The 12,462-nt window shown below is 63.7% G+C and carries 10 protein-coding genes; 8 read left to right on the top strand and 2 right to left on the bottom strand.

Annotated elements, in window-relative coordinates; genetic code table 11:
* The first annotated feature begins 68 nt into the window (after window positions 1-68).
* A complete protein-coding gene (gene greA, locus CAL22_RS14025) occupies window positions 69-545 on the top strand; it encodes a transcription elongation factor GreA (RefSeq protein ID WP_094814273.1) in 477 nt (158 codons plus the stop codon).
* Between the two features lie 247 nt (window positions 546-792).
* Here greA and CAL22_RS14020 read toward each other — a convergent pair whose 3' ends face one another.
* Complete coding sequence (locus tag CAL22_RS14020; RefSeq protein WP_094814271.1) at window positions 793-1,401, bottom strand: YhbY family RNA-binding protein; 609 nt, start codon at window positions 1,399-1,401, stop codon at window positions 793-795.
* A gap of 18 nt (window positions 1,402-1,419) precedes the next feature.
* Here CAL22_RS14020 and CAL22_RS14015 point away from each other — a divergent pair, with 18 nt between their 5' ends.
* From CAL22_RS14015 to CAL22_RS13995, 5 genes are all read left to right on the top strand, one after another.
* Window positions 1,420-2,091: an RlmE family RNA methyltransferase gene (locus CAL22_RS14015; protein WP_094814269.1), complete on the top strand. Its 672-nt coding sequence runs from the start codon at window positions 1,420-1,422 to the stop codon at window positions 2,089-2,091.
* A gap of 173 nt (window positions 2,092-2,264) precedes the next feature.
* Window positions 2,265-4,151 carry an ATP-dependent zinc metalloprotease FtsH gene (gene ftsH / locus CAL22_RS14010; RefSeq protein WP_094814267.1) on the top strand — a complete coding sequence of 629 codons (1,887 nt, stop codon included), beginning with the start codon at window positions 2,265-2,267 and terminating at the stop codon, window positions 4,149-4,151.
* 28 nt (window positions 4,152-4,179) lie between these two features.
* Complete coding sequence (gene folP, locus CAL22_RS14005; protein ID WP_094814265.1) at window positions 4,180-5,022, top strand: dihydropteroate synthase; 843 nt, start codon at window positions 4,180-4,182, stop codon at window positions 5,020-5,022.
* Window positions 5,019-6,365, top strand: a complete 1,347-nt coding sequence (gene glmM / locus CAL22_RS14000) for a phosphoglucosamine mutase (protein ID WP_094814263.1) — start codon at window positions 5,019-5,021, stop codon at window positions 6,363-6,365. Before folP ends, glmM begins: the two co-directional genes overlap by 4 nt.
* 185 nt (window positions 6,366-6,550) lie before the next feature.
* Complete coding sequence (locus CAL22_RS13995) at window positions 6,551-7,366, top strand: GNAT family N-acetyltransferase (RefSeq protein WP_094814261.1); 816 nt, start codon at window positions 6,551-6,553, stop codon at window positions 7,364-7,366.
* Between the two features lie 65 nt (window positions 7,367-7,431).
* On the opposite strand, the gene ppx is transcribed toward CAL22_RS13995, so the two are convergent.
* Window positions 7,432-8,913, bottom strand: a complete 1,482-nt coding sequence (gene ppx / locus CAL22_RS13990) for an exopolyphosphatase (RefSeq protein WP_094814259.1) — start codon at window positions 8,911-8,913, stop codon at window positions 7,432-7,434.
* A gap of 196 nt (window positions 8,914-9,109) precedes the next feature.
* Between ppx and ppk1 the strand changes: the two genes are divergently transcribed.
* Window positions 9,110-11,182, top strand: coding sequence for a polyphosphate kinase 1 (gene ppk1 / locus CAL22_RS13985; RefSeq protein ID WP_094814257.1), 2,073 nt, complete (start codon window positions 9,110-9,112; stop codon window positions 11,180-11,182).
* Window positions 11,183-11,403: 221 nt separating this feature from the next.
* Entirely contained in the window at window positions 11,404-12,441 is a 1,038-nt protein-coding gene (pstS, locus tag CAL22_RS13980) for a phosphate ABC transporter substrate-binding protein PstS (protein WP_094814255.1), read from the top strand.
* Window positions 12,442-12,462: the final 21 nt, after the last annotated feature.

Below are 12,462 nucleotides of genomic sequence, written 5' to 3'. Positions count from 1 at the left end.
AGCTTGGCTTGGGCCTTCACCGAAACGCCTCTTTGGGGGGCGTTTTCTACTTTTGCTGGGATAACGACATGTCTGCCATTCCTTTGACAGTGCGCGGGGCCGAGCGCTTGCAACAAGAGCTGCACCGGCTGAAAACTATCGAGCGCCCCTCGGTGATCAATGCGATCGCCGAAGCCCGCGCTCAGGGTGATCTGTCGGAAAACGCCGAATACGACGCCGCCCGCGAGCGCCAGGGTTTCATCGAGGGACGCATTGCTGAACTCGAGGGGACGCTGTCCAACGCTCACCTGATTGATCCGACCGCACTCGATGCGGAAGGCCGCGCCGTATTTGGCGCAACCGTTGAAATCGAAGATCTGGATTCGGGTGACCGCCTGACCTATCAGATCGTCGGCGACGTGGAAGCTGATATCAAGTCCAACCTGATTTCGGTCTCCAGCCCCGTGGCGCGCGCCTTGATCGGCCGCTCCGAAGGCGACGTCGTGGCAGTCAAAGCCCCCTCGGGTGTGCGCGAGTACGAAGTCATCGGCGTGCGCTACCTCTGAGCGCAACAAACCGCCCCCCTTCGCGGACTGCACCGGTTATCGATATGGCCCTCAGGGCTGCCGGTTCACCGTCCCGAGTTCAGGGGGGCGCGGTTTTATCCAGTATTCACGTGCCGTGCCATCATGCTCGGCACAGCGGTTCCCGGCTCGCCGGATGCGGCCTGATCGCCGCGCCGGGCCCGGAAGAAAAAAGGAGCCTGGCGGCTCCTTGTAAGGCGGCAAGCCCGAAGGCTTGCGGTAAAACGTGTTACTTGCTCTTGATCACGCGGGCGCGCTGCAGACCGCCGCGGGCGCTGCCACCGGTGCGCGCACCGGCGCGCAGCGACAGCGCGCTGCCGGCGCGGCGCGGGATGCCGTGGCCGGCGGCTTCCTGGGGCTTGCGCGTGGACGGACGCATCGGCCGGCCCTTTTCGTTCAAGGGGGTGGCGCGCGGCGCTGCCGTCTTGGGGGTTTCTCCCTCGGCGGGCTTGCGTGCACGGTTCTTGGCCAGGGTTTTGCCTTCGGCGGCCAGCTTCTTGGGCGTGTGGGGCTCGCTGGCGCGGCGCTTGCCGGTGGCTTCGGCCGCCTGGGCGGGCGTATCGGCCGAGGGGCGGAACAGAATGAACAGCTTGCCCAGATGGTGCACCGGAGCGCAGGAGAGCGTCTCGCAGATGCTGGCGAGCATGGCCTCGCGCGTTTCGCGGTCATCGCCGCCGGCCCGCACCTTGATGAGCTCGTGCGAGTTGAGGGCGCGGTCGATTTCCTTGAGGACGGCGTCGGTCAGGCCCGCGTCGCCGATGAGGACGACAGGCTTTAAGGGGTGGGCGGCGGAGCGAAGATCGCTACGCTCGCGTGAGGTGAGTTCTAATATAGGCATGCTTGGAATTGTACGGTAATGGCCAAAAAGAAATTCTCCAAAGATTGGATTCATCAGCACATCAATGACCCTTATGTGAAGCTGGCGCAACAGAAAGGGTATCGGGCGCGTGCCGCCTTCAAGCTGATCGAGATCCTGGAAACCGAAAAATTGCTCAAAAAGGGCGATGTCGTCGTCGATCTGGGTTCGGCGCCCGGCAGCTGGTCGCAGGTGCTGCGAGAGCGGCTGGCCGGCGCCGGCGGCGTGGTCGAGGGCCGCATCATCGCCCTGGATCTGCTGCCCATGGAGCCCATCGCGGGGGTGGAGTTCTTTCAAGGGGACTTCCGCGACGACGAAGTATTGGCCGAACTGGAGCAACGCGTGGGCAATCACGCGGTGGATCTTGTAATCTCTGATATGGCCCCCAACTTGTCGGGGGTAGGAGTGGCCGATTCCGCCCGGATTCAGCACGTCTGTGATCTGGCACTGGAGTTTTCCTGCGCGCATCTCAAGCCCAACGGCGCCCTGATCGTCAAGGCGTTTCACGGCAGCGGGTTTTCGCAGATCGTCCAATCCTTCAAACAGCGTTTCAAACGGGTGGTCGAGCGCAAGCCCAAGGCTTCGCGCGATAAATCCTCTGAAACTTTCCTGGTGGCGCGTGATCTCAAGGACCCCGTTGTGAGGGACTCGAAAAACAGTACAGCCGAATAAAACAAGGGGGTAACACCCCTGAACGGCCCGGGCGGAACAGGCCACGGGGCGCCAACCGGCGCAATCTGCCTTGTCAGGGTAGAATGGGCTATTGACTTTACATTGCAGGCCGGGCGTTGTTGCGCGCGGGAGCGCCGGGTCTGCCGGTCGGAATCGAGAGCAGGAGATCGACCTTGAACAATTCGTTTTCTAAAGTTGCGGTCTGGATGGTGATCGCACTGGTGCTGTTCACGGTATTCAAGCAGTTCGACGGACGTGCACAGAGCCAGGACGGCGTTACCTACACCCAGTTCATGGATGACGCCAAAGCCGGCCGCATCCGCAAGGTCGACGTTCAGGGCGATGTGCTCTACGTCACGCCGGACACGGGGCGTTCGTACACGCTGACCTCGCCGGGCGACCTCTGGATGGTGTCGGATCTGCTGAAATACGGCGTACAGGTTTCCGGCAAGGCGCGCGAAGAGCCGTCGCTGCTGATGAGCATTTTCGTATCCTGGTTCCCGATGTTGTTGCTGATCGGGGTGTGGGTGTTCTTCATGAGGCAGATGCAGGGCGGCGGACGCGGGGGCGCTTTCAGCTTCGGCAAGTCGCGTGCCCGCATGCTCGATGAAAACACCAACCAGGTCACCTTCGCGGATGTCGCCGGTTGCGACGAAGCCAAGGAAGACGTCCAGGAACTGGTCGATTTCCTGCGTGACCCGAGCAAGTTCCAGAAGCTGGGCGGGCGTATCCCGCGCGGCGTGCTGATGGTGGGTTCGCCCGGTACCGGCAAGACCTTGCTGGCCAAGGCCATCGCCGGCGAAGCCAAGGTGCCTTTCTTCAGCATTTCCGGTTCTGACTTCGTTGAAATGTTCGTCGGCGTGGGCGCGGCCCGTGTGCGCGACATGTTCGAAAACGCCAAGAAGCACGCGCCTTGCATCATCTTCATCGATGAAATCGACGCCGTGGGCCGTCAGCGCGGCGCCGGCCTGGGTGGCGGCAACGACGAGCGCGAACAAACCCTGAACCAGATGCTGGTCGAGATGGACGGCTTCGAGTCGGGCCAGGGCGTGATCGTCATCGCCGCGACCAACCGTCCCGACGTGCTGGATCCGGCGCTGCTGCGTCCGGGCCGCTTTGACCGCCAGGTCGTGGTGCCGCTGCCCGATATCCGCGGCCGCGAGCAGATCCTGAAAGTCCATATGCGCAAGGTGCCCCTGTCGCCCAACGTGGATGCCACCATCCTGGCCCGCGGCACCCCGGGTTTCTCGGGCGCGGATCTGGCCAACCTCGTGAACGAAGCCGCCTTGTTCGCCGCCCGCCGTAATGGCCGTACGGTCGACATGTCCGACTTCGAAAAGGCCAAGGACAAGATCATCATGGGCGCCGAGCGCCGCTCCATCGTCATGCCCGAGGAAGAGCGTCGCAACACGGCCTATCATGAGTCCGGCCACGCCATCGTCGCGCGCATGCTGCCCAAGACCGATCCGGTGCACAAGGTCACCATCATCCCGCGCGGCCGCGCGCTGGGCGTGACCATGCAATTGCCGGAAACCGATCGCTACAGCATGGACAAGGGCCGTCTGCTGAATACGATCGCCGTGTTGTTCGGCGGCCGTATCGCCGAAGAACTCTTCATGGACCAGATGACCACCGGCGCATCGAACGACTTCGAGCGCGCCACGGCCATCGCCCGCGACATCGTCACCCGTTACGGTATGACCGACGAACTGGGCCCCATGGTCTATGCCGACAATGAAGGCGAGGTTTTCCTGGGCCGCAGCGTCACCAAGACGACCCACGTCTCGGAAGCGACCATGCAAAAGGTCGACAACGAGATCCGCCGCATCATCGACGAGCAATATGGTGTCGCTCGCAAGATTCTGGAAGACAACCGCGACAAGGTCGAAGTCATGACGCGCGCGCTGCTCGATTGGGAAACCATCGACGCCGACCAGATCAACGACATCATCGAAGGCCGTCCGCCGCGTCCGCCCAAGACCCCCCAGGGTCCGTCGGATACGCCGGACACGCCTGCCAGCGGTGTGGCTGCCGGGGGCAATACGGCCGCAGCGGTGTAAGCCGCGGTCGTTCCCCTTACGTCTTTACATGGCAAATTCTTTTTTGTGCGGGCGCTTTGAGCTGGATCTCGAGCGCCCGCTTGTTATGGGCATCGTCAATGTCACCCCCGATTCTTTTTCGGATGGCGGCCAGCACGATGACCCCGATCGCGCGGTGGCCCATGCGCGGCAGTTGATCGCCGAGGGCGCGCACATCCTGGATCTGGGCGGCGAGTCCACCCGGCCGGGCGCGCCGGCCGTGTCGGCCCAGGAAGAGCTGCGCCGTCTGCTGCCCGTGATCGAAGCCTTGCGCGACAGCGGTGTGCCGCTGTCCATCGATACCTTCAAGCCTGAAGTCATGCGCGCCGTGCTCGATGCCGGCGCCGACATGATCAATGACATCTATGGTTTTCGGCAGCCGGGCGCCATCGAGGCGGTGGCGCAGTCGCGCTGCGGCCTGTGCGTCATGCACATGAAGGGCGAGCCGGGCACGATGCAGGACGCCCCCGAATACACCGACCTCATGGGCGAGATCGGCGTGTTCCTGGGCGCGCGCGCGCAACGCCTGCGCGCGGCTTGGGTCGATCCGCGCCGCATCGTGCTCGACCCCGGCTTCGGTTTCGGCAAGACCATGGATCAGAACTACCAATTGCTGCGCAGGTTGGCCAGCCTGCGCGTCTCGAGCTATCCGCTGCTGATCGGCCTGTCTCGCAAATCCATGATCGGGGCGGTCACCGGCCGCCCGGTCGGCGAGCGTCTTCCCGGTAGCATTGCCGCCGCCCTGGCTTGTGTGGCGCGTGGTGCCTCCATCGTGCGCGTGCATGATGTGGCCGCCACCATCGACGCGCTCAAGGTCTGGCAGGCGGCCGAACAAGGAGCCATCCTCTCATGAGTCAACGCAAGTATTTCGGCACCGACGGGGTGCGTGGTGAAGTCGGCGGCCCGGTGATCAACGCGGCATTCGCGTTGCGGCTCGGCTATGCCGCCGGCCGGGTGCTGGTGCGCCGCAATAAGGCCAGCCGGGTCGGGGGCCGCCCGCAAGTGCTGATCGGCAAGGACACCCGTATCTCGGGCTATATGCTCGAGTCCGCGCTGGAAGCCGGGCTGTCGGCCGCGGGCATCGATGTCCTGCTGGCCGGGCCCATTCCCACGCCGGGCGTGGCCTATCTGACCCGCACCCTGCGCCTGGTGGCTGGCATCGTCATCAGCGCCTCGCACAATCCTTACCAGGATAACGGCATCAAGTTCTTCTCGGCCGAGGGCACCAAGCTGCCCGACGAGGTCGAGGCAGAGATCGAGGCCGCCCTGGACGAGGAGCTGGGCTGCGTCAAATCCGAAGAGTTGGGGCGCGCTCGCCGCATGTCGGACTCGCAAGGCCGCTACATCGAATTCTGCAAGAGCACCGTGCCGTCCTCCCTGGATCTGCACGGCATGAAGCTGGTGATCGACGCGGCCAACGGCGCGGCCTACAACATCGCCCCGCATGTGTTCCGCGAAGTCGGCGCCGAAGTCCATGCCATCGGCGTCTCGCCGGACGGCTTCAACATCAACAAGGGCGTCGGGGCCCTGCACCCTGAATCGCTGGCCGCCGAGGTCAAGGCGCGCGGGGCGCACTACGGCATTGCGCTCGATGGCGACGCCGACCGCCTGCAAATGGTTGATGCCAGCGGCCGGATCTACAACGGCGATGAGTTGCTTTACGCCATCGTGCGCGACCGCATGCAGCGGCGCAAGGTCGAAGGCGTGGTCGGCACCCTCATGACCAACTACGGGTTCGAGCTGGCCATGGGCCGCCTGGGCGTGGCCTTTGAGCGCGCCAACGTGGGTGACCGTTATGTGCTCGAGCAACTGGTGGCTCGCGGCTGGCAGTACGGCGGCGAGAGCTCCGGCCATCTGCTCTGCCTGGATTGCCATACCACCGGCGACGGCACGATCGCGGCGTTGCAGGTGCTGGGCGCCTTGCAGGCCAATCAGACTTCGCTGGCGGACTGGATCTCTGACTTGCGCATGTATCCCCAGGTCATGATCAACGTCCCCCTCAAGCCGGGGATGGACTGGAAAACCCATGCCGGCCTGGCGGCGGCGCGCCAGGCGGTCGAGGCCGAGCTGGCCGGACGCGGGCGGGTGTTGATCCGGGCCTCGGGCACTGAACCGAAGCTGCGTCTGATGGTCGAAGCAGAAGATGAGGCACTGGCGCAAACCAGCGCTCAGAAGCTGGCCGACAGCCTGGGCTGATTTCCCCGAAAAGCACGGACAAAACGGCCCGCCTCCGAGCGGGCCGTTGTTGTAACTATATGAGAATAAGCCGTTTCCTGCGCCGTTTACGCAGGCGGCGTAAACTTCATAGTCAAGTAACATTTTCGTCAGAAAACTGACATGACGCGCGTCCACACTGGCAGCAAATTTAGGAGCCCCGCGCAATGCTTGAACTAGCCCGCTTGGACAAAACGACTGACGGCAGCGGTACCTGGGCCGGCAGCGGTCAGCGCACGCTGGCCGTGGGCCTGGCTCGTACCCCCGAGGAAGTCGAGCAGATTCAACGTCTGCGCTACCAAGTCTTCACGCATGACATGGGTGCCGTGTTTCCCGATGCCCAGGATGGCATCGAGCAGGACAGATTCGATCCCTGGTGCGAGCACCTCATGGTGACCGAGCTCGACACCGGGCGGGTGGTCGGCACCTACCGCATCCTCACCCCCGAAAAAGCCCGCGAAGCCGGCGGCTACTACTCTGAGTCGGAGTTCGACCTGAGCGGCCTGGGCCCGCTGCGCAACGAAGTGGTCGAGCTGGGGCGTTCCTGCACCGACGCGGAGTATCGCGGCGGCGCGGTCATCATGCTGCTCTGGTCGGGGTTGGCCGAATACCTGCGGCGTGGCGGGTATCGTTACGCGCTGGGCTGCGCCAGCGTCAGCCTGCGCGACGATGGCGTGACGGCCGCCGAGGTCTGGCGCACTATTTGCAAAAGCCTACCCGGCGAGGGTGAGCCGCGCGTGGCGCCGCTGCACCGCTATCCGGTCGAACGCCTGGACAGCACCCTGCCGGCGCGCGTGCCGCCGCTCATCAAAGGGTATCTGAAGCTGGGCGCCCGGGTCTGTGGCGAGCCGGCCTGGGATCCGGATTTCAACGCCGCCGATTTCCCGGTCTTCATGGACATGGAGATGATGGACGAGCGCTACAAACGCCATTTCGGGCTGATCGAGCCCCCGGCCGATCTGCGCCCCACGGGGACGCGCTGATCATGCGCCGGGTACTGCGCCGCTGGAAAATCCGTTTCGTGCGGCGCGCTACCCGGCCAATCAGGCTAGCGCTCAAGCAGCTCGAACGCGAAACCGACCTTACGCCATTCTGAGATTTCGCTGCGCAAGGTGAAGTCCGTCAGCGGATGGCTGTCGAGCCATTCGCGGGCGATTTCCACTTCGATACGCGTTCCCTGGAGCTTCAGCTTGAAGGGCAGGGGCGTGTCTTCGCGCCGGCGCAGCAGCAATACCGCCATGCGCAGGCAGAGAATCGCGATCCATTGTCCGCGGCTGCGCACCAGGGTCTCGGCCTTGGTGAGCTTGCCCTGGCTGGCCAGCGCCAGCAAGGCCATGAGCTGCTGATCGGCCCGTGAGAAACCCGGCATATCGGCATTGTCCAGCACGTAGGCACTGTGCTTGTGATACGCGTTGTGCGCGATGGACAGGCCCACTTCGTGCAAGTCGGCCGTCCAGCCGATGGCATTGCGCAACTCGGCCCGCTCCGCGCCGTCCGGCATCAACTCGTCGAACAGTGTCAGCGCAGTCTGGCGGACCCGGCGCGCCTGATTGATATCGATGTGATACCGCCGCATGAACTGGCGCACGGACTCATCGCGCTTGTCGTGCTGATCGTCGCGGCCGATGAGGTCGTAAAGCACCCCCAGGCGCAGGGCGCCGTCGCCCGTGAGCATGGTCTCGATGCCCAGTTCGTCGAACAGGGCGCTCATGATGGCCAGGCCGCCGGGCAGCACGTCGGCGCGCTCCAGCTTGATGCCGGGCAGTTCGGAGGGCACGACCTTGCCCGAACGGATGATGCGGTCCTTGAGTTTGGCCATGCCGGCGGCCGTAATGGCCTTGGCAAAACCGCATTCGGTCAGGATGGCAAACAGCGCTTTGGCGGTGCCCGAGGAACCATAGACCTCTTTCCAGCCCATCCGCCGGTATTGCTTGGCGATGACTTCGATTTCACGGCGCGCGGCGATTTCGGCCTGCTTCATGCCGCTGGCGTCGACCCGGCCATCGGGGAAGAACTGGCGGCTGTAGCTCACACAGCCCATGTAGAGCGAGGACATCAGATTGGGGTCCAGCCCCTTGCCGATGATCACTTCCGTGGAGCCGCCGCCGATATCGATGACCAGCCGTTTATTGGGGGAGGGCGGCAGGCTGTGCGCCACGCCGGTGAAAATCAGCCGGGCCTCTTCCCGCCCGGCGATGACTTCGATGGGGAAACCCAGGGCGGCTTCGGCGCGCGGCAGAAAATCCGGCGTGTTGCGCGCCACCCGGAAGGTGTTGGTAGCCACGGCCCGCACCCGGTTGGGATGAAAGCTGCGCAGGCGTTCGCCAAAGCGTTCCAGCACACTGACGGCCCGGTCGATGGCCTCGGGCCCGAGGATCTTGTCCTGGCCCAGACCGGCGGCCAGGCGCACCGTCTCTTTCAGGCGGTCGATCTGGTAAATCTGTGCCACGCCATCCTGCTGGACAACGCGGCCTATGGAAAGACGGAAACTATTGGACCCCAGGTCCACGGCGGCCAGAAGATGATCCATGTGCTCGCAGGTATGACGGTAATCGGCCCAATTATAGAGACCCCATATGACAATGCCGGCCCGACCGCCATTTTCCTTTGCGCAAAGCCGCTGTTATGCGTCCCGAATTTGGCGTACGCTATGAGGCAGACCCTGTCATGGAACCGTCACGATTTTGCAGTAAAACCTGAGGCTGTTTATTTGTATGGAACCCGGTATGTCCATCCGTTCGGTTGACGAACCCTTGCTGCTCAATCGCGAGCTCTCGCTGCTCAAGTTCAACGAACGCGTGCTGGCGATGGCCGAAAGGCCCGATACGCCCCTGCTGGAGCGCCTGCGCTACGTGTGCATCGTCAGCTCCAACCTGGACGAGTTCTTCGAGATCCGCATTTCCAGTCTCAAAGAGCAGCAGCGTCACAGCCCCGCCGTGCTGGGGCCGGATGGACGCACGCCGGATCAGGCTTTTGACGAAGTGCAGGAGGCCGTGCATCGCCTGGTGGCGCGGCAGTATGACCTGCTCAACGACCAGATCCTGCCGCGCCTGCATCGCGAAGGCATCACCCTGCATCACGCCTCGGAGTGGAATGAGGCGCAGCAGGCCTGGGCGTACGAAGTCTTCATGCGCGACGTCATGCCGCTGCTCACCCCCATCGGCTTGGATCCGGCGCATCCTTTTCCGCGGGTCTACAACAAAAGCCTGAATTTCATCGTCGCGCTCTCGGGCGCCGACGCCTTCGGCCGGCAGGCCTCGATCGCCGTGGTGCAGGCCCCGCGCGCCTTGCCGCGCCTGATCAAAATGCCGCCCGAGCTCTCCGGCCAGCCGGAAGGCTACATCCTGCTGACCTCTTTGCTGCGCGCGTTCGTGGGCGAGCTTTTCCCCGGCCTACAGATGTTGGGGTGTTATCAATGGCGCGTGACGCGCAACAGCGACCTCTTCGTGGATGAAGAAGAAGTCACCAATTTGCGCCACGCCTTGCAAGGCGAACTGTCGCAGCGCAACTTCGGCGCGGCCGTGCGCCTGGAAATCGACAAGCTCACGCCGCCGGATCTGGAGGCTTTTCTGCAGCGGGAGTTCTCGCTTACGGCCGCCGATACCTACCGCGTCAATGGCCCGGTGAACCTGTCGCGCCTGATGCAGCTGTGCAACGTGGCCACCCGCCCGGAACTGCTGTTTCCGGCCTATCTGGCGCCCGTGCCCGCACCCTTTGATCAGGTGGGCGACAAGCCGGCCGATCTTTTTGCCGCGGTCGCCGAGCGCGATCGCCTGTTGCACCATCCGTATCAGTCCTTCCAGCCGGTGATCGACTTTCTGACCGCCGCCGCGCTGGATCCGGACGTCATGGCGATCAAGCAGACCATCTATCGCACGGGTGAAGATTCCGAGCTGATGCAGATCCTGCTGGCGGCCGCGCGCGCGGGCAAGGAAGTCACGGTGGTGGTGGAGTTGATGGCCCGCTTCGACGAGCAGACCAACATCAATTGGGCAGCAAGGCTGGAAGAGGTGGGGGCGCACGTCGTCTACGGCGTGGTGGCCCACAAAACCCACGCCAAGATGGCGCTGGTGCTGCGCCGCGAAAAAGGCCGGCTGCGCCGCTATGCGCATCTGGGCACGGGTAATTATCATCCGCGCACGGCCCGGCTCTATACCGACTTCGGGCTGTTGACCGCCGACCCCCGCTTGTGCGAGGACATGGACAAAGTCTTTGGCCAATTGACCGGCCTGGGCGCGCGGCGCGAACTCAAGGCCTTGCTGCAATCGCCATTCACCATGCACGATGGCATGGTGAGCCTGATCCGCGCCGAGGCCCGCGCCGCCAAGGCGGGCCGCCGCGCCCGCATCATGGCCAAGATGAACTCCCTGCTCGAAGAGCAGGTGATCGAAGAACTCTACAAGGCCAGCCAGGCCGGGGTCAAAATCGACCTCATCGTGCGTGGCGTATGCGCATTGCGCGCCGGCGTGCCCGGCCTGTCGCAGAACATCCGCGTGCGTTCGGTGGTGGGGCGTTTCCTGGAGCATTCGCGCGTCTTCTATTTTTACGCCGATGGCCAGGAGACGACCTATCTGTCTTCCGCCGATTGGATGGACCGGAATTTCTTCCGCCGGGTCGAGGTGGCGTTCCCCATCTATGACAAAACCTTGAAAAAGCGCGTCATCGCCGAGGCGTTCACCTATGCCCTGCGCGATAACGAGCTGTCCTGGCAGCAGCGGCCCAACGGCGACTATGTGCGCGTGCAGAGCCGGCGGCAGCCCTTCAATGTGCACAAATACCTCATGGAAAAACTCGGCTAGACCGGGTCTGGCAGACTGAACCGCAGGGGCGCGCAAGCGCCCCTGTCGCATGTGGCGCCCGCAGACGCGCATTGAGGGAGCGACCCCCGTTGGGCGGCATGTGAAGCGAAGAATATGACTGTCACTATCTTGTCATTTTGAGTGCTTAAGATTCGCCCTGTCAGTCAAGAACGGGCAACCAGCCCGCAGGTCTTTCCCTAAGAGCACAGAAGGAACCAGCAATGTTCAAACGTGTCTTCAAGCAAGTTTCCCTCGGCGTGGCCCTGAGCGCCGCCGTCTTCGCCGTGCACGCTGCCGATATCACCGGCGCCGGCGCTTCGTTCCCGTACCCGATCTACGCCAAGTGGGCTTCCGACTACAAGGCAGCCACCGGCAACAGCGTCAACTACCAATCCATCGGTTCCGGTGGCGGTCAGCAACAGATCAAGGCCAAGACCGTCGATTTCGGCGCCTCGGATGATCCCCTGAAGGCCGAAGATCTGGAGCAGAACGGTCTGCTGCAATTCCCCGCCGTCATCGGCGGCACGGTCGCCGTGGTGAACATCGACGGCGTGGCCCCGGGCCAACTCAAGCTGTCGGGCAAACTGCTGGCCGACATCTACCTGGGCAAGGTCAAGAAGTGGGATGATGCCGCCATCAAGGCGCTGAACCCCGACGTCAAGCTGCCCTCGGCCGACATCGTCGTCGTGCACCGTTCGGACGGCTCGGGCACCACCTTCGGCTGGACCAACTACCTGTCCAAGGTCTCCCCCGACTGGAAGAGCAGCGTGGGTGAAGGCAAGGCCGTGAAGTGGCCCACCGGCCAGGGCGGCAAGGGCAACGAAGGCGTCGCCGCCTACGTCGGCCAGCTGAAGAACTCCATCGGCTACGTCGAGTACGCCTACGCCAAGCAGAACAAGCTGGCCTGGACGCAACTGCAGAACAAGGATGGCAAGTTCGTCCAACCCGAGCAGAAGGCCTTCGCTGCTGCCGCGGCCAACGCCGACTGGAAGAGCGCGCCGGGCATGGGCGTGGTGCTGACCGACGAACCGGGCGCCGATTCGTGGCCCGTGACGGCAGCCACCTTCATCCTGGTCCACAAGACCCAGGACAAGCCTGCCCAGGGCAAGGCCGTGCTCGAGTTCTTCGACTGGGCCTTCAAGAATGGCGCCCAATCGGCCGCCGCGCTGGACTACGTCCCCCTGCCTGACGCCGTCACCAACGAAATCCGTGGTGCCTGGAAGAACGTCAAGGGTGCTGACGGCAAGGCTGTCTACTGATCCAGCAAGTCACCGGGCGCG

Source organism: Bordetella genomosp. 12, assembly GCF_002261355.1.
In the GTDB taxonomy this organism is placed as follows: domain Bacteria; phylum Pseudomonadota; class Gammaproteobacteria; order Burkholderiales; family Burkholderiaceae_B; genus Bordetella.
This window is presented reverse-complemented; position numbering and strand designations above follow the sequence as displayed.